Origin of the sequence: Agrobacterium tumefaciens (assembly GCF_005221325.1) — a bacterium.
Lineage (GTDB): Bacteria > Pseudomonadota > Alphaproteobacteria > Rhizobiales > Rhizobiaceae > Agrobacterium.
Map to the genome: position 1 here is coordinate 857,693 of NZ_CP039888.1, position 20,818 is coordinate 878,510.

The window sequence follows — 20,818 nt, forward strand, 5'->3', positions numbered from 1 at the left end:
ACGTCCTCGGGCTTGTTCCGGGGACAGGAATGAGGGAAGGAGCCAGGATTACCGCTTGAGCCGCAACAGGCTTGAGCCGGTATAGATCGCCAGCGCTACCCAGATCATCGCGAAGGCTGCCATCCGCACCATGTCGAAGGGTTCCTTGAAGATGAAGATGGCGATGAGGAAGATCATCGTCGGTGCGATATATTGCATGATGCCGATGGTCGACAGCCGCAGCAGTTTGGCGCCATTGCCATAGAGAATGAGGGGAACGGCGGTAATGACGCCGCTTGCCGCCAGAAGCCATGTGTCAGTGGAATTGCCGCCCATGAAATGCGCCTGTCCACTGAAGGCGAGCCAGATCATGACCAGCACGGCGGGGATGGATAGCAGCATGACTTCCAGCAGGAAGCCCTGTGTTGCGCCGATCGGCAAGGTCTTGCGGAAGAAGGCGTAAAAACCCCAGGACACGGTGAGCGCGATGGATACCCACGGAAGGCTTCCCGCATGCCAGGTGAGGATGGCGACTGCCAGCCCCACGAGGCAGATGGCGGCGATCTGCGCCGGATAGAGTTTTTCCTTCAGGAGAACGGCGCCGAGGAAGATGCTGAACAGCGGATTGATAAAATAGCCGAGCGCGGCATCGAGTGCGCGGCCCGCGCCGATCGCCCAGATATAGATGCCCCAGTTGATGCTGATAAGGGCGGCCGTGAGGCTTGCCATTGCGAGCATTTTAGGGGTTTTCAGCGCAGTGCGGATTTCCGCCGTGCGACCGAGAGCGATGAGGACGGCGGCGCCAATCGGCACCGACCAGATGACGCGGTGCACGATGACCTCTATCGGCGAAATATGTGCAACGGCCTTCATGTAGATGGGAAGAAAACCCCACAGCAGATATGCGGAGAGCGCGAAAGCAAAACCGCGCGCGCTATCGCCGCCCTCTTGGGCCGGGAGCGTTTTGTCGAGTGCCATGGGGAGTACCGCCAATTGTTCGGATGGCATTTTATACCGGATCGGTTTGGCGGCGGCCAATTCATTTCCGTGAAGGGTCCATGAGAAAAACTGCATGAATAAAAGGCGCCGTGCCCTTGAAATGAGTTCACGTCGCAACGAGCCAGCTGATCTCGGCAGGAAATCCTGCGCCAAATCCCATGTGAATCAATGTCTCATCAGGCGGCTTCAAGCATCTGAAAGGACTCTCATTTCCCGGCAAAGCGATCGTTTGCGCGGATCAGCTGGTCAAGAATGCCCGGCTCGCTCAGCGCATGCCCGGCCGCCTCGATGATGTTGAAATCCGCCTTCGGCCAGGCCTTGGCCAGCTGCCAGGCATATTTCAGCGGGCAGGGCATGTCATAACGCCCATGCACGATGACACCAGGAATATCTTTCAGCCTGCCGGCGTTGCGCAGCAATTGCTCTTCCTCCAGCCAGCAGTCATTGACGAAGAAATGGTTCTCAATGCGTGCGAAGGCGATGGCGTATTCATCCTCACCGAAATCATCCACACGATGAGGGTCGCTGACGAGCGAGATGGTCGCGCCCTCCCACTGGCTCCACGCCTTCGCGCATTCCAGTTTTTTCGCCTCGTCGGTGCCGGTGAGATAGCGGTTATAGGCCCGCATCATCTCACCGCGCTCCGCCTCCGGAATGGGCGCGATGAATTTCTCCCAGTGGTCAGGATACATTTCGGAGACGCCGAACTGATAATACCAGTCGAGCTCCGGCCTGGTGACGGTGTAGATACCGCGCAGGACGAGTTCGCTGACGCGTTCGGGATGGGTTTCGGCATAAGCGAGCGCCAACGTCGAACCCCAGGAGCCGCCGAAAACCATCCATTTTTCGAAACCGCAGAGTTCCCGCAACCTTTCGATATCGGCAACCAGATGCCAGGTGGTATTGGCCTCAAGCTCCGCATGTGGCGTGGAGCGGCCGCAGCCGCGCTGATCGAACAGGATGACATCGTAAAGTGCGGGATCGAAAACCCGGCGATGCGTGGGGTTCACCCCGCCACCCGGTCCGCCATGCAGGAAAACCGCGGGTTTCGCGCCACGCGTACCCACCCGCTCCCAATAGATCACATGCCCGTCGCCGACATCCAGCATGCCGGTTTCGAAAGGTTCGATCTCGGGGTAAAAGCCGCGCAGTTCTTCAGTCATGTTTTATAGTTCCTCGGGCGGCCATTTGGCCGTGTCATGATCCGGATGTTGGTAGGAGGTGATCTCGGCCTCGTCGACGCCCTGTTCGACTGCCGGTTTGGAGAAGAGTTGCTCGATCCACGGCATGCGCTTGTGGATATTGACCTGCACCTGCGGCTCGATCTCGTCGGGGTGATCGAAGGCGCCGATGGCAATCTCCACACCGCCGGGATAATGATAGGTGAGCGGCGTGCCGCATTTGTTGCAGAAACCGCGATGGATTTTCTGCGACGAGCGGAAGAGGGCGGGCTGGCCGCGTGTCCAGGTCAGATGCGCCTGATCAGCGGTGACGAGTGCGCCGAAGAAATTGCCGAAATGTTTCTGGCACATGCGGCAATGGCATATGGAGGGCCGGCCGAGTTTGCCCGCATGGAACCGCACGGCACCGCATTGGCAGCCGCCGGAAAAACCGCTTTCGCTCATTGTCTGTTCTCCGGCGGCCATTGTGTCGTGTCATGGTCGGGGTGCTGATAGGAAACCAGGTTGGTGAGATAGTCCACCGAGGTCAAGTCGTCTTCCGTCGGAACGGCGGGCAGGGTGTGGAGACTATCGACGAAATCGATCTTGCGCTCCACCCCCCACTGGATTGTCGGCGGTAGTGCCGCGGGATCGTCGAACGCGCCGGCTGCAACGGCCATACCATCCGGCGCCTCATAGGTCAGCGGCGTGCCGCATTCCGGGCAGAAGCCGCGCTTGACGACGCTGGAGGATTGAAACCGTTTCGGCTCGCCGCGCGTCCATTCGAATTCCACGTTGCGCACCGAAACCAGCGGCGCGTAATAGGCGCCGAAGGCCTTCTGACACATGCGGCAATGGCAGATGGAATTGTCTTTCAGGTCGCCAGTGGCACGAAAACGGACCGCGCCGCATTGGCATCCGCCGGTATGGGTGGTCATGGTTGGTTCTCCTTTACCGTTCGGATAATGTGGAGACAGACGTTGTCGATGTCTTTGAGGATATCATCGTTCCAGAAACGGAGGACGGTCCAGCCTAGTTCCTCAAGCGTTTGTGTTCTTTGCCGGTCGTAAGCTGCCGCAGCGTCTTCAGCGTGCTGAAACCCATCCCGCTCGACGATGATCTTATGCGACGGGCAAGCGAAATCAACGATATATCCGGAGACTGGCAACTGACGTCTGAAAGAGAGACCTGCAAGACGATGAGCACGGACCGCGTTCCAGAATTTCAGTTCGGCGTCGGTTAGAGCTTTTCGCATCTGCCGCGCATGTTCCCGGTGTTGGGGTTTGACCTTGGCGTGAGGCATGGAGATGCTCGCGGGCTAGAAGGGATGCTGCGAGATTGGAACATGGTGTGGGCGAAAGCAAGAGCGTGTCGTGGAGCTTTACCCCCTCTGCCCTGCCGGGCATCTCCCCCTCAAGGGGGGGATCGGCAAGACGCTCTACCGTCATTTCATCCTCAAGCTTCGAGATGGACGAGGGCCTAGCCGCAGTTCGATCTCCCCCCTTGAGGGGGAGATGCCCGGCAGGGCAGAGGGGGGCAAACCGCGAGCCGCAGCCTTAACCGCTCCCTACCGCTTCAACTCCCAAGTCGTCGTCCGCTCCCCGGTCTCCTTGTCCTTGCCATCCTTCAGCTGAATGCCCTTCTCGGAAAGCTCGTCCCGCAAGCGGTCGGCTTCCGCAAAGTTCTTCGCCTTCAGCATTTCAAGGCGCAATTCCACCAGCGCATCCACGGCCGAAACGATGGCCTCGTCCATTTCCGTCTTCTTCGGCAGAACACCCAGCAGGGCCGCGCTTGCGGCAAAGGCGGGCAGCCTGGATGGGTCCAGATTGGCGGCATGCGCGAGCGCATGCAGCGCCTGCACGGCCGCAACCGTGTTGAGGTCGTCGGCGAGCGCATCCAGCACGGTGTCATCCGGCAAGGCGTCGGAGGTTTCGGCTGCCGGCCATTTGGCGAGCAGGCGTTCGGCCTCTTCCAGGCGCTTGACCGAAAAGTCGATCGGCTCGCGATAATGCGTCATCAGCATGGCAAGGCGCAGAACCTCGCCCGGCCATTGACGTCCGCCGAATTTTTCCGTGTGCAGCAATTCGTAGATCGTCACGAAGTTGCCCTCGGATTTCGACATCTTGCGGCCTTCCACCTGCACGAAACCGTTATGCATCCACACATTGGCCATGACATGGGTGCCGTGGGCGCAGCGCGATTGCGCGATTTCGTTCTCGTGGTGCGGGAAGATGAGGTCGAGCCCGCCGCCGTGAATGTCGAATACCTCGCCGAGGTAGCGACCGGCCATGGCCGAGCACTCGATGTGCCAGCCGGGACGACCGAGCCCCCATGGGCTCTCCCAGCCCGGTTCGCTCTCGGAGGAGAGCTTCCACAGCACGAAATCGCCGGGATTTTTCTTATGGGCCTCCACCGCGACACGCGCCCCCGCCTGCTGTTCGTCCAGCGGGCGTTTGGAAAGCTGCCCGTAGTCGGCCATCGACCGGGTGTCGAACAGCACCTCGCCGCCCGCCTTATAGGCGTGGCCGCGTTCGATGAGCCTCTCGATGAGATGGATCATCTCGGCAATATAATCGGTGGCGCGTGGCTCCACAGTCGGCTGAAGGCACCCAAGTGCGGCGACGTCGTCATGGAACTGGTCCGCCGTCTTTTTCGTCACCGCATGGATGGCGTCGTTGAGCGGCAGATGCGGATAGTCGCGCAATGCCCGCGCATTGATCTTGTCATCCAGGTCAGTGATGTTGCGGGCGTAGGTTACGTGGTTTTCGCCATAGACGTGGCGCAGCAGCCGGTAGAGGACATCGAAAACGATGACCGGGCGTGCATTGCCGATATGGGCGAAATCATAGACCGTCGGGCCGCAGACATACATGCGCACATTGTCTGGGTCGATCGGCGCAAATTCCGCCTTTTCGCGTGTCAGGGTGTTGTGGAGTTTAAGGCGCAAGGACATGCGGCAATTCCCTAAAGGCAGTCAATTGTCCTGACCGGACCGTTTGTCTGTTGGACCTTGCGGGAGACGAAAACGATCCGGCCGGTGGCGAACCAGCAAAAATTATTTCAGCAGCAGGTGCAGATCGTCGTTTTCATAACTTGCGTTATGGCGCGGCGGTATCGTCCGGTCAAGAGCAACCGTGGAGACGTGTCGACCCTCGGCGTTGAAAAACTATTCCGGCTGGCGGTAGTCCACAAAACGGTTTTCCCGCACGACAAAGAGCTTGCCGGTCTCGGTCAACGACGGCAAGGCGAGGGGGAGGATGGCTGCGGCGACCTCGGACGGATGCGGCACGGTGGCCGGATCTTCGCCGGGCATGGCCTGGGCGCGCATGGCCGTGCGTGTGGCGCCGGGATTGATGCTGTTGATGCGCAGCGCGCTTTTTTCCGTTTCTGCCGCCCAGGTGCGGGCGAGTGCTTCCACAGCAGCCTTGGAGGTGGAATAGACACCCCAGAAAGGACGACAGCTATGGGCGGCTCCCGAAGACAGGATGAGCGCGCGGCCGGCATCCGACTTCAACAGCAGCGGCTCGACCGAGCGGATCAGCCGCCAGGTGGCGGTGACGTTGATGTTCATGACCCTCTCGAAGACCTTCGCCTCGATATGGCCAACCGGGGAAATCACGCCGAGAACGCCGGCATTGGCGACCAGAATATCGAGCTTGCCCCAGCGCTCGTAGATATTGGCGCCCAGCGCATCGATGGCTTTCATGTCGGAGAGATCGAAGGGAACCAGCGTTGCCGTGCCGCCGACCGCCTTGATCGCGTCGTCCAGCTCCTCAAGGCCGCCGACCGTGCGGGCGCAGGCGATGACATGCGCACCGGCCTTGGCCAGTTCCAGTGCCGTGAAATAGCCGATGCCGCGCGAAGCGCCGGTAACGAGAGCGATGCGGCCCTTGAGATCGATAGTCATGGTCTCCCCCGAATTGATTGCGCTTCCTTCTACGAAGCCGCTGGCCTTTCGCAAGCGATCATATCGTCGCACGCGCCGGCCTGAACAAAAGGCATGAAAAAAGCGGCCCCGGAAGCCGGTGGCCGCTTTGTCGTTCTTGAAAATCAGCCGTTGCTGGCGAGCATGGAAATCTTGCTGCCCATGGCCTCGCCGTTCTGGTCGAGAAGACGGGTCGGATAGTCGCCGGTGAAATAATGGTCCGTGAATTGCGGACGCGCATGGTTGCGATTCTCGCCGCCAACGGCGCGGTACAGCCCGTCGATCGACAGGAAGGCCAGCGAATCGGCGCCGATATATTTCGCCATCGCCTCGACATCGGCATATTGGTTGGCGAGCAGCTTGTCGGCGTCAGGCGTGTCGATGCCGTAGAAATCCGGATGGAAGATCATCGGGCTGGCGACGCGGATATGCACTTCCTTGGCGCCCGCTTCGCGGATCATCTGCACGATCTTGACCGAGGTGGTACCACGCACGATGGAATCATCCACCAGCACCACGCGCTTGCCTTCGATCATCGCCCGGTTGGCCGAATGCTTGAGCTTGACGCCGAAAGCGCGGATCTGCTGCGTCGGCTCGATGAAGGTGCGGCCGACATAATGGTTGCGGATGATGCCATATTCGAAGGGAATACCGCTTGCCTGCGCAAAACCGAGCGCTGCCGGCGTGCCGCCATCGGGAACCGGAACCACGACATCGGCTTCCAGCGGCGCTTCCTTGGCAAGGTTCATGCCCATGTTCTTACGGGTCGTGTAGACATTGCGGCCGCCGACGACGGAATCGGGGCGGGCGAAATAGACATATTCGAACAGGCAGAGACGCTCCGGCTGTGGCTTGGAAGGTTTGCGCGCATCGATGGTGATCGAGCCATCGGGCTGGATTTCGCAGATGATGACTTCGCCGTTTTCAACGTCGCGCACGAATTTCGCGCCGATGATATCGAGAGCGCAGGTTTCCGAGCAGAAGATCGGCTTGCCATCAAGCTCGCCCATGACCAGCGGGCGAATGCCGATCGGGTCGCGCGCGGCGATCAGCTTGGTACGCGTCATCGCCAGCATCGAATAACCGCCTTCCATCTGGCGGATAGCATCGATGAAGCGGTCGGCAGTGGAAGAGTGGCGCGAGCGGGCGATGAGGTGCAGTACGACTTCGGTATCCGACGTCGACTGACAGATGGCGCCGGTGGCGATGATCTGGCGGCGCAGCGTCAGGCCATTGGTGAAGTTGCCGTTATGGGCAATCGAAATGCCGCCTTCTTCCAGTTCGGCAAACAGCGGCTGCACGTTGCGCATCGCCACTTCGCCTGTCGTGGAATAGCGCGTGTGGCCAATCGCGATGGAGCCGGGCAGGCGGGCAAGGGTTGCGGGATCGGTATAATGATCGCCGACGAGGCCCATATGGCGTTCCTGATGGAAGCGCTTGCCATCAAAAGAGACAATGCCGGCTGCTTCCTGGCCGCGATGTTGAAGCGCATGCAGACCGAGAGCGGTCAGCGCCGAGGCATCGGCATGGCCGAGAATGCCGAAAACGCCGCATTCTTCATGCAGCGTATCGCCGTCGATCTCTTCCTTGAAAGTGGTTCCATGGAATGTGGAATGCGAAAGCGGCTCAATCATCCGGCTTGCCCTTGCTCTCTACCGAGAAAAAAGAAAGACCTCTCCGGTGAGTATCTCTCCCGGTCGGCCCATCTGTGTCGTGCTTGATATTTAGCACAAATAGCGCGCCTTGCATGCATTGCAAGGCGCGACACTGTGTCAATTATTCGTTGCCGGTTGATTTGTTGCCGGCACATCTTCCGCAGGCGTCTGCGCTGCTGTCGGTTCCTGTGGTTTTCCAAGGATGCGAGCGCGGATCTGCGGCTCGATATCGTCAGGCAGAACCGCTTCCAGCTTGCCCACCAGCCCGTCGAGGAAGGGCTTGGACTTGGCCTGTGTCACCCATTCCGGCTGCGTCTTCACATCCACCAGCCAGTTCCAGAAGGCGACCGCGACGACGAGCAGCAGGATGCCGCGCGCCGCGCCGAACAGGAAACCGAGCGTGCGATCCAGCGCACCGATGCGGCTGTCGATGATGAAATCGGCAATGCGCGAGGTGATGAAGGAAATCACGATCAGCGAGACAAGGAAGACCACACCGGCAGAACCGGCAATGGCGATCTTGTCGTCATCGGTATAGTTGCGCGCATAGGGCAGCAGGACCGGATAAAGATAATAGGCCGCGGCGACCGAGCCGCCCCAGCTCGCAATCGACAGAATCTCACGTGAAAAACCGCGCACCATCGCAAGGAGGGCGGAGAAAAGAACAACGGCGATGACGATGCCGTCGAAAATTGTAATGGGCATATACCAACTCCGGAGGTGCGACGCCTTGTCAGACGCTGCCTTGCCAATTTTGCGATCCTCTTACACCACTGTTTCCCTTGGCGAAAGGATCAATATTCGTCGTCCTCAACCTGTTTGAACCGGTTGCCGGAGCCGGCGATGCGCGCCACGAGGTCCGGAAGGCTTTCTATTTCCGTCCAGCGCCCCTTGCCGCCTTTCGGCAATTCAGCCGAAGCAGACGGCAGAAGTGCGGCGGAAAAGCCAAGTTTTTCAGCTTCTTTCAATCGCTGGCCGGTGTGCGAGACGGGCCTGACCGCGCCCGACAGGCTGATCTCGCCGAAATAAACGCAATCGGCGGGCAGAGCAAGACCGGCAAGCGAGGAAACCAGCGCAGACGCGATGGCCATATCCGCTGCCGGTTCGGAAATGCGGTATCCACCGGCAACGTTCAGATAGACGTCGTGCTGACCGAGCTTCACGCCGCAATGGGCTTCCAGCACGGCGAGGATCATGGCAAGCCGCGAACTGTCCCAGCCGACCACGGCGCGGCGCGGCGTGCCAAGCGAAGTGGCGGCAACCAGCGCCTGCACCTCGACCAGAATGGGGCGTGTGCCTTCCATGCCGGCAAAGACGGCGGCGCCGGGCGATTTTTCGTTGCGCTCGCCCAGGAACAGTTCGGAAGGGTTGGACACTTCCCGCAAGCCGCGATCCGACATTTCGAACACGCCGATTTCATCCGTCGGTCCGAAGCGGTTCTTGACCGTGCGCAGAATGCGGTAGTGGTGGCCGCGGTCGCCCTCGAAATAAAGCACGGCATCGACCATGTGCTCCACAACGCGCGGGCCGGCGATCTGGCCTTCCTTGGTCACATGGCCGACAAGCACCATGGTCGCGCCTGTCTGCTTGGCGTAGCGGATCATCGCCTGCACGCCGGTGCGCACCTGCGTCACTGTGCCGGGCGCGGAATCGGCGGTATCGCTCCACAGCGTCTGGATGGAATCGATGATGACCAGATCGGGCCGCTTGCCCTCGGAAACCGTTGCGAGAATATCTTCGACATTGGTTTCGGCGGCCAGCAGCACGTCGGTTTCCGCCGCACCCAGGCGCTGGGCGCGCAGGCGCACCTGCGCCACCGCCTCTTCGCCCGAGACATAGATGACGCGATGTCCGCGACGCGATAGGGCGGCGGCCGCCTGCATCAGCAGGGTCGATTTGCCGATGCCCGGATCGCCGCCGATCAGGACCGCCGAACCACGCACGAAACCGCCGCCGGTCGCCCGGTCGAGTTCGCTGATGCCGGTCGGAATGCGCGGCGCTTCCTCAATCTCACCGGAAAGCGAGGTGAGCGTGACGGGTCTGCCCTTTTTGGGTGTCTTGCCCGGCCCGGAGCCGATGCCGCCCATCGGGTCCTCTTCGACGATGGTATTCCACTCGCCACAGCCTTCACATTTTCCCGCCCAGCGGTTGTGCACCGTGCCGCAGTTCTGGCACACGAATTGAGTCTTGGCTTTGGCCATGTTTTGTCAGTTTTCTTCTTGTTTGAAATCGTCGGCGGAAATGTCTTGATGGCCGTGCAGCACACGCAGCACATACATCTTCTTGTCATCGACAACGAAATAGATGCATCGATCACGATAGGGGAAAGCCCGCAAATTCGGTGCGAAGCTACGAGGTACGCCCGTTATCCCGTATTGCGCCAGCGAGATCATTTTGACGTTGATGTCGTCCAGAAAACGCCTCGCGGCCACAGGATTGAATTGCGCGATATAATTATGAACGGCGAGAAGATCGTCCAGCGCCCGTGCGGTGACCACTAGACGCCTTCGCTTCATTCTGCTCCTCCGAGAGCCTTATGATATGTGCCGTAAAGTCATCCGCATTGGAAAATTCCATCACCCGGCCGGCTTCCACATCGTCCAGCCCCTCTTGGATCAACCGCTGAAGCTCAACGAAGCGGCCTTCTTTACTGCCGAGGATGCGAAGACCGGCAGAAATCACCGCATCCGCATCGCTATAGATGCCTGCGGCAACCTGCTCCTCGATGAACTTCTCGTCCTGCTCGCTCAAATGGATTTCGGGCATTTCGATCTCCTTTTGTTCTCTTTTAGCACAGGTCGCATCAGCTTTCCAAGCGCTAAAGGCGGACCTCAGTCATCCGCCATCAGATATTGCCGCTCATAGCGCAGACCAAGCCCCGTCAGCATCTCATAGCCGATGGTGCCGGCCGCCCGTGCGGTCTCGTCGACGGCAACGTTGGGGCCGAAAAGCTCGATATAGTCGCCGCTGCGGATGGCATTTGCCGGAACATCCGTGACGTCGAAAATGGTGAGGTCCATGGTCACGCGGCCGGCGACGGGCACTTTATGACCATTGACCACGCCATAGGCACCGCCGTGGCCCATTTCACGCAGCGGAATGCCGGAACCGGAAAGCGAACGCTGATATCCATCCGCATATCCCACGGATGCAATGGCAAGCCGGCTTGCGCGCTTCAGCAGGAAGCTGCCGCCATAACTGACGGTCTGGCCTTCACCCGCTTCGCGTATCTGGATGATCCGCGCCTCGGCCTTCGCCACCGGCCGCATCGAATTGGCTACACCGTTGACCGCCTCGCCGCCATAAAGCGCGATGCCGGGGCGGGTGAGATCGAAATGATAGTCACGGCCGAGAAATACCCCGGCGGAAGCCGACAGGCTTGATTCGATACCTTCGAAAGCGGCGCTAACCTTGCGGAATGATTCGAGCTGGGCCCTGTTCATCGGCGAAGAAGGCGTATCGGCGCAGGCGAGATGCGACAGCACCAGAACCGGGTCGAAACTCGCCGGCCGTGTCACGTCGTCGGCAAGGAACAGCGCGTCGTCGAGCGGCAGGCCGAGGCGATTGAAACCGGTGTCCACATGCAGCGCGCAGGGGTGGTCGCCACGCTCGGCGACCGTCGCCATCCAGAAGGACAGCTGTTCCTCGGAGGCCAGTACCGGCACCAGATCATTATCGAACACCTGCCGTTCCTGGCCCTGCCAGATGCCTGACAATACGAAGATGCGCGCTTCCGGAGCATAGGAACGCAGCGTTGCACCCTCGGCCACCGTCGCTACGAAGAAGTCCCGTGCGCCGGCATGATAGAGCGTCGCGCCGCAATCCTCGATGCCGAGACCATAGGCATCGGCCTTGACGACGGCTGCCGCCCGCGCGCTTCCAGACCGCTTCTTTATGTCCCGCCAATTGTCGGCGAGTGCGCCGAGATCGACGGTCAATCGCAGCGGGGCTTGCTCGAAAGCATCGGTTTCGTTTTCGGGAAAGCTGTCTTCGAAGTCGTCTGTCATGCCATCGTGTCCGGTTGATTTGGAACCGGCCAGACCCTAGCACTTTTGTTCAAGACGGTAAGGATCGAATGATTTAAACTTCGCTCATGCACAATGTTTCGCAGGAACAGGCTCTGGATGTCATGCCCGTTGCCACGACGGAAACCACGCGTTTCTGGCGTGACCGGCGTTTTGGCGGCATGGAGTGCCTGAGCGCAACGTTTCTTACCCATGAATATTCGCCGCATGCGCATGACACGTTTTCCATAGGCGCGATCGAAAGCGGCTCGCAGATCTCCACCATCCAGGGCACCACCGAACAGACGGGGCCGGGGCATCTTTATCTCATCAATCCCGACGAGATTCACGACGGCGCGCCGGGCGGCGGCGGTTATCGTTACAGGATGATCTATCCCGACACGGAACTGCTGCGCGACATCATCGAGGATGTAACGGGCAGGGCGTTTCACGGCACGCCGTCCTTCCCCAAATTCCTGCCACGCGATCCGCAGATGGCCGCCTCCTTCCAGATGGCGCACCGGCGGCTGGAGGCGAAAACCGGGGCGCTGGAGGCGGATGAGGGCATGTTCTCGGTTCTGGCGGCCCTGTTCGGCAGGCACGGCAGCGCCATCATCCTGCCGGTCGAGACCCGTGAGAAAACGGCGGTTCATACCGCCCGGGACTATCTCACCGACAATTACGAGAGCGATATTGGCCTCGAGGAACTGGCATCGATCGCCGGTCTCAGCCGGGCGCATCTCATCCGCGCTTTTCGCAAGGAGTTCCACATCACCCCGCATGCCTATCTCACGGATGTGCGCATCCGCAGGGCGCGTCGGCTTCTGCGTGCCGGTGAGATGCCGGCCGAGGTGGCGGCGCTGTGCGGGTTTGCCGATCAGGCGCATTTCACCCGGCATTTCAAGGCGCGTACGGGCATAACACCCGGACAATTTCGGGCGGGGTGACCTGCCGCTCGCCTTTCCTTCCCGCAACGTCACTTTCGTTCAAGACTGCGGCATGTCTCAGGCGTAATCCCTTTCGTCTGAAAGGGAGAATGTGATGTCCATATCGGGAAAACGCGCGGAACTTATCGCGGGGCTGAGGGCCGCCGCGCCATTGTTGGTCGCCATGGTGCCGATCGGTGTGGTGTTCGGCGCGGTCGCCATCGGCAAGGGCCTGTCCCCGCTCGAGGCCTCGCTGATGTCGCTGCTGGTCTTTGCCGGCGGCTCACAATTCGTCGCCATGGATCTCTGGACTCATCCGGCCAGCTGGAGTGCGCTCGGTTTTGCGGCGCTTCTCGTCAATCTGCGCCATGTGCTGATGAGTGCCTCCATTGCCGGCAAGCTGGATGATTTCAAGGGCTGGCGGAAATATGCGGCGATGCTGGTGCTGACCGATGAATCCTGGGCCCTGGCGGAATTCCGGGTCATTGCCGGCAGGCTCACGGCGGCCTTTTTTGCCGGTGCCGCGCTCTCCATCTATTTGGTCTGGAATCTTGCGACGCTTGCTGGCGCGCTGCTCGGTGCGGTGGTGGGAGACATGTCGGTTATAGGTCTCGATTTCGCCTTTCCCGCCGTCTTCATCGTGCTGCTCATGGGTTTCTGGAAGGGCAGGGAAACCGGCTTCGTGCTTCTGGCGAGCGCATCCGCAGCCTATCTCACCCACACGCTGGTTCCGGGCGCATGGTATATCGCCGCCGGGGCGCTGGCAGGGCTTGCCGTCGCCGCCCTCAGTCGTGAGGAAGAGGTGGAGCAGCCGGCATGACGCTCGACCCGAACACGCTGCTGACGATCCTCGCCATGATGGTGGCAACCGTTGCAACGCGCCTTGGCGGCCTGCTGCTGGTCAGTCATTTCACCCTGACGCCGCGTCTGAAAAAAGCGCTCGGCGTCGTGCCGCCTGCCGTTCTGATGGCCGTGGTGACGCCGACGGCGCTCGCCAGCGGATTGGCGGAAACCATCGCCTGCGCAATAACCGCCGTCGCGGCGCTGCGCCTCAGCCTGCTGCCGGCAGCAGCCCTCGGCGTTGCGTGCGTAGCGCTGCTGCGCGGAATCGGATTGTAAGAAAATCGCGGCAAAGTCCTGAAAAGACTCCGGACTCTGCGTCTGCAATGCAAAGCGCGCAGCGAGGGTGAAAATACGTCACCCTCGCTGTGTTTTGGATCAGTGTTCTTCGTACTGGGTGAAGCTCGGATCGGCCAAATCGGCGAAGCGTGTGAATTCGGACTGGAAGGCGAGTTTCACCGTACCGGTCGGTCCGTGACGCTGCTTGGCGATGATGACGTCGGCAGTGCCTTTCACCTTGTCGAACAAGGCTTCCCATTCGGCATATTTGGGATCGGAAATATCGCGCGGCTCCATGTTCTTGACGTAATATTCCTCACGAAACACGAAAAGCACCACGTCGGCGTCCTGCTCGATGGAGCCCGATTCACGCAGGTCGGAAAGCTGCGGACGCTTGTCTTCGCGGTTTTCCACCGCACGGGAGAGCTGTGAGAGCGCAATGATCGGAACGTTGAGTTCCTTGCCCAGCGCCTTGAGACCCGTGGTGATCTGGGTGATTTCCTGCACGCGGTTTTCGCCGCTCTTGCCGGCGCCGGTCATCAGCTGAATATAGTCCACGACCAGAACGTCGAGGCCGCGCTGGCGCTTCAGGCGGCGGGCGCGGGCGGAAAGCTGGGCGATGGAGATACCACCGGTCTGGTCGATATAAAGCGGCACCTTCTGCATCATCTGCGAGCAGGCGACGAGCTTTTCGAAATCGGCCTCGGTGATATCACCGCGGCGGATTTTCGAGGAGGAGACTTCCGTCTGCTCGGAAATGATACGGGTGGCCAGCTGTTCGGACGACATTTCGAGCGAATAGAAACCGACGACACCGCCGTTCTTCGCCTTGAACGAACCGTCCGGCTGCACTTCCTGCTCATAGGAGGCGGCGATATTATAGGCGATGTTGGTGGCAAGTGAGGTCTTGCCCATACCCGGACGACCCGCCAGCACGATAAGGTCGGAACGCTGCAGGCCGCCCATGCGGCCGTCGAGCGAGTGAATGCCGGTGGAAATGCCGGAAAGGTTGCCATCGCGTTCGAACGCGGCGCCCGCCATGTCGATCGCCAGCGCCACTGCATCGTTGAACGACTGGAAACCGCCGTCGTAGCGTCCGGTTTCCGCCAGTTCGAACAGGCGGCGTTCGGTGTCTTCGATCTGCGCCTGCGGCGGCATGTCGAGCGGCGCGTCATAGGCGATGTTGACGACATCCTCGCCGATCTGGATCAGCGCGCGGCGTAGCGCGAGATCATAGATCGCCCGGCCGTAATCTTCCGCGTTGATGATCGATACGGCTTCGGCCGCCAGACGGGCGAGATATTGCGCCACCGTCAGGTCGCCGATCTTGTCATCGGCGGGCAGGAAGGTCTTGATCGTCACCGGATTGGCGGTCTTGCCCATGCGGATGATATCGCCCGCCACCTCGAAAATCTTGCGGTGCAGCGGTTCGTAGAGATGTACGGGCTTCAGGAAGTCCGACACGCGGTAATAGGCATCGTTATTGACGAGGATGGCGCCGAGCAGCGCCTGTTCGGCCTCGATATTATTCGGCGCCTCGCGGTAATGCGGTTCCGCCGGCTGCGCGGGGGTGATCTTTCTCACAGCGTCGTTCATGGTTTGCGCGATCTCCCTTTGCCTTTGTCCTTAAACCCTGGGTTTGGCTTCCTGGGGCATGGCAGTCAATGATATTGTTGCAACACTATACGGCAGGCTGGTGTCCGTTCCGCAAAGCTGGATCACATCTTCAGTTGTCCCCAGCAATCCACAGGGGGTGGGGACAAGGTGCCGGAATTTTCCGGCAACGTGATTCGCTGCCATGAGTTTACCGCATGGCAGACCCGACATGAAAGAAACTTGAAAATCGTCAGTCTTACGAATAAATAGGTAGAAAATAAGTAGTATGCTAATTATAAGGCTTGCTGATATGTCCCGCGAGACCGACAAGGAACAGCTTCTGGATGAAGTCTCCGCTTTCACCCGCAAACTGCGCGCGTTTTTCGATGCGCGGGTAGGGGAAAGCGGGCTGACTTTGGCCCGCGCGCGTGCGCTTTTTGCGCTCTCGCGGCGTGGTCCGCTGACGCAGACGGAACTTGCCGAGGAAATGGAAATCGAAACCCCGACGCTGGTGCGGGTGCTCGACGGCATGGAGAAACAGAACCTCATCGAGCGTCGCTCCGATGAAAACGACCGCCGCGCCAAACGCATCCACATGACGGCTGAAGGTGAGAAGACCTCCGGCACGGTGCAGGCGGTGGCAAAGTCGCTGCGTTCGGAAATCACCGCCGATATTTCGTCTGAGGATCTGGCGATGACGCTGGATGTGATGCGCAGGCTTTCGGCCAACCTGCAAAATCTCGCGGCCGGGAGGGTGCAATCGTGAGCACCGTATCGCCGCAGACAACGGATGGGGCCGCTTCCCAAAATGCCGAGGCGACCGTCAAGCCGGACGGCCTTCCACAGGAAGAGGCGAACGCCACCACAACGGTAAGCGGTTCCGGTCCGGGAGAGACCGCCCCTGAAGCCGCCGCTCCCGCCGCGCCGCAACCGGTGGAGCGGCCGGTATGGCTGCGGCTGTGCTTCATCTTCGCCGGCCTGTCGTTCTTCATCACGCAAGGGTTGGGCATGAACCTCGTCATGGCCAATCTCTACCAGCTTCAGGGCGAGTTTTCCGCCACGGTTGCCGAGGCGGCCTGGCTTTCCGCCGCCTATATGGCGCCCTATGCCACCTTCTCCATCGCACTCTTCAAGGTCAGGGCGCAATATGGCCTGCGACCCTTTGCCGAAGTCTCGATTATCGCCTTTGTCGTCGCTTCCTGTCTCAACCTGTTCGTGACGGACCTGCATTCGGCAACCGTGATCCGTTTCGTCAGCGGCATGGCCGCCGCCCCGATCTCGTCGCTTGGGTTCCTCTATATTCTCGAGGCCTTTCCGCCCGCGCGGAAATTCTCGCTGGGTTTCAGCATCGCGCTGACGGGCACATTGCTGTCGGCACCGATCGCGCGCATGGTTTCGCCATCCCTGCTGGAAATCGGGGGCTGGAGCGCACTCTATTCCATGGAAGTGGGCTTTGCGCTGATCGCCTTCGCGATGATCTATGTGCTGAAAGTCACGCCGCCGCCGCGTGCGAAGGTCATCGAGCGTATGGATATTCTGAGCTATCTGTTGTTTGCGGGCGGTCTCGGCTGTCTTGCGGTGATGCTCACCCTCGGCCGGTTCTACTGGTGGTTCGAAACCTGGTGGCTGGGCGCGCTTCTGGCGACGTCGATTGCGCTTCTGACCCTCATGGCCTTCATTGAATTGCCGCGTAAGAACCCGCTGCTCGACCTGCGCTGGATTTTCTCGAAAACCAACCTGCATGTCATTGCCGTGCTGCTCGTCTACCGCGCGGTTTCCTCCGAGCAATCCTCAACGGCGGTCGGGTTTTACCAGCAGCTTGGCCTGTTGAACGACCAGACGACGACGCTTTATGCGCTGGTGCTGCTGGCGACTGTTCTCGGCGGTGCCGCCTGCGCCTGGCTGATGCTGACGAAATATGTTGATACGGCCCATGTGATTGCGCTGACGCTGATTGCGGCCGGTTCGTTTATGGATAGCCAGTCCACCAATCTGACACGGCCGGGTGAGATGTATCTCAGCCAGATGATGATCGCCTTCGGCGCCGCCATGTTCCTGCCGCCCGTCATGTCCAAGGGCTTTGCCGCAGCACTTGGCAGAGGCGCGCCTTATCTCGTGAATTTCATCGCCATCTTCCTGTTCACCCAGATCACGGGTTCGATGCTGATGACCGGGCTGCTTGGCAGCTTCGTGACGCTGCGGGAGAAATTCCATTCCAATATTCTGGTGGAAAATGTCCTGCTCACCAACCCCGTGGTCGCCCAGCGCGTATCCCAGCTTTCCGGCGCCTACAGCCATGTCATCACCGACCCGGCACTGCTGAAGGCCGAAGGGTTGTCCCTGCTGGGCCAGCAGGTCAGCAAGGAAGCCTATGTGCTTGCCTATAATGACACGTTCCTGTTGATCTCAGTCGTTTCGGCGCTGGCACTGGCCGCGCTTTTGCTCCACCTTGCCTGGATGCGCATCCGTCCGTTCCTTTTCCGGGACAAAGTCGATGCCGCGCCGGCGCTACAGTCTTGAACCTCCAAGAGTGACATTATGCTGAAGAAGTTTTTTACCCCCGTTTCCATTCTCGTGCTGCTCGGCGGCCTCGCCGGTGTGGCGCTCGTGCTTTACGCCTGGCGGCTGCCGCCGTTTCTTTCCACCGTCGAAATGACCGACAACGCCTTCGTGCGCGGTTATGTGACGACCATGAGCCCGCAGGTCAGCGGTTATGTCGTGGATGTCCCGGTGAAGGACTATCAGGAAGTCAAGCAGGGCGCCCTGCTGGCGAAGATCGATGACCGCATCTATCGCCAGAAACAGGCGCAGGCGGAAGCTACGCTCGATACCCATAAGGCAGCCCTCGACAATTCCCGCCAGCAGGAAAATGCCGCCAATGCCAATATCCGTTCCAGCGAAGCGGCAGTCGATAGCGCCGAAGCCTCGCTGAAGCAGGCGCAGCTCGCCTCCGACCGGCAGGATAATCTCATCAAGAGCGGCGCCGGAACCTCCAGCCTGCAGGAAGAAGCCCATGCGGCGCTTGAAAAGGCGCGGGCATCGCTCTCGCAGGCGAAAGCGGCGCTTGAGGTTTCGCGACAGGATTTGCAGACCATCATCGTCAACCGCAGTTCGCTGCAGGCCGCCGTCGCCAACGCCGAAGCGGCCGTCGAACTCGCCCGCATCGATCTTGCCAATACCGAAATCCACGCGCCCGTGGATGGCAGGCTCGGCGAAGTCGGTGTGCGCACCGGCCAATATGTCACCGCCGGCACGCAGCTGATGGCCGTCGTGCCGCATGACGTCTGGGTTATAGCCAATTTCAAGGAAACCCAGCTTGCCGGCATGCAGGTGGGCCAGCCGGTGACCATTTCTGTCGATGCGCTGCATCGCCGCAAGCTGACCGGCCACGTCGAGCGCTTCTCGCCCGCCACCGGCTCGGAATTCGCCGTCATCAAGCCCGACAATGCGACCGGCAATTTCGTGAAGATCGCCCAGCGTCTTGGCGTGCGGATCGTGATTGACGCGGATCAGCCGCTCGCGGCGGATCTGTCGCCGGGCATGTCGGTGGTGGTGCATGTGGATAAGAGCAAGGCGCCTGATGGGGCTGAGACGGCGGCGAGGTAGTCGGTAAAGGTTGGAGGGCGTGGTTTACCCCCCTCTGTCCTGCCGGACATCTCCCCCTCAAGGGGGGAGATCGACTCGTGGATAGGTCTCGCCCATCTCAACGTTAGCGAATGAAGCGGTGGTAGCGCCTCCTGCCGATCTCCCCCTTGAGGGGGAGATGCCCGGCAGGGCAGAGGGGGGTAACCTCTCCGCAAACTCCGACCGCAAAAACCAAAAAACCCCGGATGTCGCCATCCGGGGTTTTCCTTTTGGCCGTTAAGCCAAAATCTTATTCGTCGTCTTCGTTGCCGTCAGCTTCCGGATCGAAGAAGTCTTCCGGACGCAGCGCGTCTTCGTCAACGCCGTAGATGGCGTCAGCGGAGGTGAGGCTTTCGCCCTTGGACTGGCGTTCGGCTTCTTCGGCGGAACGGGCAACGTTCAGCTCGACCTGAAGCTCGACTTCGGCGTGCAGGTGCAGGGTAACGTTGTGCAGGCCGATGGTCTTGATCGGCGTGTTCAGTTCAACCTGGTTGCGGCCGATGTTGAAGCCTTCCGCGCCGAGGATTTCGACGACGTCACGGGCGGCAACAGAACCGTACAGCTGGCCGGTTTCGCCAGCCGAACGGACGACGATGAAGGACTTGCCTTCGAGTGCTTCGGCAACCTTCTGGGCTTCCGACTTGCGCTCGAGGTTACGGGCTTCAAGCGTTGCGCGCTCGGTTTCGAAACGGGTCTTGTTGGCGGCGTTGGCGCGCAGCGCCTTGCCCTGCGGCAGCAGGAAGTTACGGGCATAACCGTCGCGAACCTTGACGGTCTCGCCCATCTGGCCGAGCTTGTTGATGCGTTCGAGAAGAATAACGTCCATCTTCTTGATCCTTTCTATGGTTTGGTTTCGTTCGTTGTGTCGGTTTTCCGCGCCGGGGTGAGGGAGATCGTGCTGCGCACGTCGCTCAAGCCGAACACGAGAATGATGAACAGCGGAAAGACAAAGACCGCCGAGAGATAAGCGAGGATGAGAACCGGCAGACGCCAGTCCTTTCCACGCGCGCGTTTGTGCAGCGAGGCGTAACCTGCCATAAGGAAGCCCGCGCCGAAGGTTCCGCAGATGACGGCACCAACCATGGCGGCGACGGCCCCGAAGAACATGGCGACGATGCCGCCGAGAAAGATGAAGATGGCATTGCGGTGCATGCGCAGCGCCGAAGCAATGTCTTCGCGCGGGCGAAGGCCCTTGCCGAAGGAGCCTACCAGCCGCGTTGCGAAATAATAGGCCGCAAACAAAAGAATGACCCAAAGACCGCCCTGAACGATGGGCAGCATCAGCACCAGCAGCGATTTCGTCTGGGCGAGCGCCTCGGCATTGGGTTCGAACAAAGGTTCGCGGTTCTGCACCGAGGTCATCATGATATCGACCATGCGGGCGACGAGATCAGGACCGTAACCGATCATCCAGCCGAGAATGACGACGGCGACAGAGACCAGAATGCAAAGATGCAGCACGATGCCGGAAAGCGGATACCAGGCGAGCAGATCGTCCGGGCCGCCGAGTTCAGACGCCGGACGCGCCAGATTGGCAAGATGCGAAAGGTAGCCGGCCGGAATCAGCGTGAAGATCGCAATGGTCAGTGCGAAAAGCGGCGACATGACGAGCGCGCCGATGATGGCCGTGGTGATGATCGCGATAATGGCGGCGCGGTTGCCCCAGCCCATGCCGGCGATGAAGATGGGCATGGCCGAACCGGCATAGAGCAGGAAAGAAAGCGACGACTGTGCCGTTGCGCCAAGCGTTAGAAACGCGGCGCATATGCCGGCGAGAACGCCGGAAATCAGCACTGTCTGGTTCAACTTCTGCACTTCGCTGTCCTGCTGA

Annotated in this window: 22 protein-coding genes; 6 read left to right on the plus strand and 16 right to left on the minus strand. The window is 60.3% G+C overall.

What is annotated here, in order from left to right:
* Positions 1 to 48: 48 nt before the first annotated feature.
* From rarD to alr, 13 genes are all read right to left on the minus strand, one after another.
* Entirely contained in the window at positions 49 to 957 is a 909-nt protein-coding gene (rarD, locus tag CFBP5499_RS04545; protein WP_080825411.1) for an EamA family transporter RarD, read from the minus strand.
* Positions 958 to 1,184: 227 nt separating this feature from the next.
* Positions 1,185 to 2,141 carry a prolyl aminopeptidase gene (pip, locus tag CFBP5499_RS04550; RefSeq protein ID WP_080825410.1) on the minus strand — a complete coding sequence of 319 codons (957 nt, stop codon included), beginning with the start codon at positions 2,139 to 2,141 and terminating at the stop codon, positions 1,185 to 1,187.
* A 3-nt stretch (positions 2,142 to 2,144) separates the two neighbouring features.
* Entirely contained in the window at positions 2,145 to 2,603 is a 459-nt protein-coding gene (locus CFBP5499_RS04555) for a GFA family protein (RefSeq protein ID WP_080825409.1), read from the minus strand.
* Positions 2,600 to 3,076: a GFA family protein gene (locus CFBP5499_RS04560; protein WP_080825408.1), complete on the minus strand. Its 477-nt coding sequence runs from the start codon at positions 3,074 to 3,076 to the stop codon at positions 2,600 to 2,602. Before CFBP5499_RS04560 ends, CFBP5499_RS04555 begins: the two co-directional genes overlap by 4 nt.
* Complete coding sequence (locus tag CFBP5499_RS04565; RefSeq protein ID WP_080825407.1) at positions 3,073 to 3,441, minus strand: endonuclease domain-containing protein; 369 nt, start codon at positions 3,439 to 3,441, stop codon at positions 3,073 to 3,075. The genes CFBP5499_RS04560 and CFBP5499_RS04565 overlap by 4 nt, the downstream gene beginning before the upstream one ends.
* Before the next feature lie 264 nt (positions 3,442 to 3,705).
* Positions 3,706 to 5,091 carry a cysteine--tRNA ligase gene (gene cysS / locus CFBP5499_RS04575; RefSeq protein ID WP_080825406.1) on the minus strand — a complete coding sequence of 462 codons (1,386 nt, stop codon included), beginning with the start codon at positions 5,089 to 5,091 and terminating at the stop codon, positions 3,706 to 3,708.
* 213 nt (positions 5,092 to 5,304) lie between these two features.
* Complete coding sequence (locus CFBP5499_RS04580) at positions 5,305 to 6,045, minus strand: SDR family NAD(P)-dependent oxidoreductase (protein WP_080825405.1); 741 nt, start codon at positions 6,043 to 6,045, stop codon at positions 5,305 to 5,307.
* Positions 6,046 to 6,188: 143 nt separating this feature from the next.
* On the minus strand, positions 6,189 to 7,697 hold the full coding sequence (purF, locus tag CFBP5499_RS04585; protein WP_080825404.1) for an amidophosphoribosyltransferase: 1,509 nt from the start codon (positions 7,695 to 7,697) through the stop codon (positions 6,189 to 6,191).
* 138 nt (positions 7,698 to 7,835) lie between these two features.
* Entirely contained in the window at positions 7,836 to 8,423 is a 588-nt protein-coding gene (locus tag CFBP5499_RS04590; protein ID WP_080825403.1) for a CvpA family protein, read from the minus strand.
* Positions 8,424 to 8,512: 89 nt separating this feature from the next.
* Positions 8,513 to 9,919: a DNA repair protein RadA gene (gene radA, locus CFBP5499_RS04595; RefSeq protein ID WP_080825402.1), complete on the minus strand. Its 1,407-nt coding sequence runs from the start codon at positions 9,917 to 9,919 to the stop codon at positions 8,513 to 8,515.
* A 6-nt stretch (positions 9,920 to 9,925) separates the two neighbouring features.
* Complete coding sequence (locus CFBP5499_RS04600; RefSeq protein ID WP_080825401.1) at positions 9,926 to 10,216, minus strand: type II toxin-antitoxin system RelE/ParE family toxin; 291 nt, start codon at positions 10,214 to 10,216, stop codon at positions 9,926 to 9,928.
* Complete coding sequence (locus CFBP5499_RS04605; protein ID WP_080825400.1) at positions 10,173 to 10,484, minus strand: type II toxin-antitoxin system ParD family antitoxin; 312 nt, start codon at positions 10,482 to 10,484, stop codon at positions 10,173 to 10,175. Before CFBP5499_RS04605 ends, CFBP5499_RS04600 begins: the two co-directional genes overlap by 44 nt.
* A gap of 65 nt (positions 10,485 to 10,549) precedes the next feature.
* Positions 10,550 to 11,725, minus strand: a complete 1,176-nt coding sequence (gene alr, locus CFBP5499_RS04610; RefSeq protein WP_080825399.1) for an alanine racemase — start codon at positions 11,723 to 11,725, stop codon at positions 10,550 to 10,552.
* A gap of 86 nt (positions 11,726 to 11,811) precedes the next feature.
* Here alr and CFBP5499_RS04615 point away from each other — a divergent pair, with 86 nt between their 5' ends.
* The 3 genes from CFBP5499_RS04615 (at position 11,812) to CFBP5499_RS04625 (ending at position 13,767) form a co-directional block, all read left to right on the plus strand.
* The gene (locus CFBP5499_RS04615; RefSeq protein ID WP_173986640.1) at positions 11,812 to 12,669 is read left to right on the plus strand and encodes an AraC family transcriptional regulator; all 858 of its coding nucleotides are present in this window, start codon (positions 11,812 to 11,814) and stop codon (positions 12,667 to 12,669) included.
* 94 nt (positions 12,670 to 12,763) lie between these two features.
* Positions 12,764 to 13,468 carry an AzlC family ABC transporter permease gene (locus CFBP5499_RS04620; RefSeq protein ID WP_080825398.1) on the plus strand — a complete coding sequence of 235 codons (705 nt, stop codon included), beginning with the start codon at positions 12,764 to 12,766 and terminating at the stop codon, positions 13,466 to 13,468.
* Complete coding sequence (locus CFBP5499_RS04625) at positions 13,465 to 13,767, plus strand: AzlD family protein (RefSeq protein WP_080825397.1); 303 nt, start codon at positions 13,465 to 13,467, stop codon at positions 13,765 to 13,767. The genes CFBP5499_RS04620 and CFBP5499_RS04625 overlap by 4 nt, the downstream gene beginning before the upstream one ends.
* Before the next feature lie 99 nt (positions 13,768 to 13,866).
* Here the strand turns inward: CFBP5499_RS04625 and CFBP5499_RS04630 are convergent, their stop codons facing one another.
* Complete coding sequence (locus CFBP5499_RS04630; RefSeq protein WP_006314568.1) at positions 13,867 to 15,363, minus strand: replicative DNA helicase; 1,497 nt, start codon at positions 15,361 to 15,363, stop codon at positions 13,867 to 13,869.
* Between the two features lie 310 nt (positions 15,364 to 15,673).
* On the opposite strand from CFBP5499_RS04630, the gene CFBP5499_RS04635 reads away from it, so the two are divergent.
* Genes CFBP5499_RS04635 through CFBP5499_RS04645 form a run of 3 tightly spaced genes read left to right on the plus strand, consistent with a single transcriptional unit; the run spans position 15,674 to position 18,969 of the window.
* Positions 15,674 to 16,129: a MarR family winged helix-turn-helix transcriptional regulator gene (locus CFBP5499_RS04635; RefSeq protein WP_080825396.1), complete on the plus strand. Its 456-nt coding sequence runs from the start codon at positions 15,674 to 15,676 to the stop codon at positions 16,127 to 16,129.
* Positions 16,126 to 17,883, plus strand: a complete 1,758-nt coding sequence (locus CFBP5499_RS04640; RefSeq protein ID WP_175416618.1) for an MFS transporter — start codon at positions 16,126 to 16,128, stop codon at positions 17,881 to 17,883. Before CFBP5499_RS04635 ends, CFBP5499_RS04640 begins: the two co-directional genes overlap by 4 nt.
* Before the next feature lie 18 nt (positions 17,884 to 17,901).
* On the plus strand, positions 17,902 to 18,969 hold the full coding sequence (locus CFBP5499_RS04645) for an HlyD family secretion protein (RefSeq protein WP_080825395.1): 1,068 nt from the start codon (positions 17,902 to 17,904) through the stop codon (positions 18,967 to 18,969).
* Positions 18,970 to 19,237: 268 nt separating this feature from the next.
* Here the strand turns inward: CFBP5499_RS04645 and rplI are convergent, their stop codons facing one another.
* Together rplI and CFBP5499_RS04660 are read right to left on the minus strand one after the other, a co-directional pair.
* Positions 19,238 to 19,813: a 50S ribosomal protein L9 gene (rplI, locus tag CFBP5499_RS04655; RefSeq protein ID WP_080825394.1), complete on the minus strand. Its 576-nt coding sequence runs from the start codon at positions 19,811 to 19,813 to the stop codon at positions 19,238 to 19,240.
* Positions 19,814 to 19,827: 14 nt separating this feature from the next.
* Positions 19,828 to 20,802 (minus strand): DUF2232 domain-containing protein, encoded by a 975-nt coding sequence (locus CFBP5499_RS04660; RefSeq protein WP_080825393.1) that lies wholly within the window; start codon positions 20,800 to 20,802, stop codon positions 19,828 to 19,830.
* Between the last annotated feature and the right edge of the window lie 16 nt (positions 20,803 to 20,818).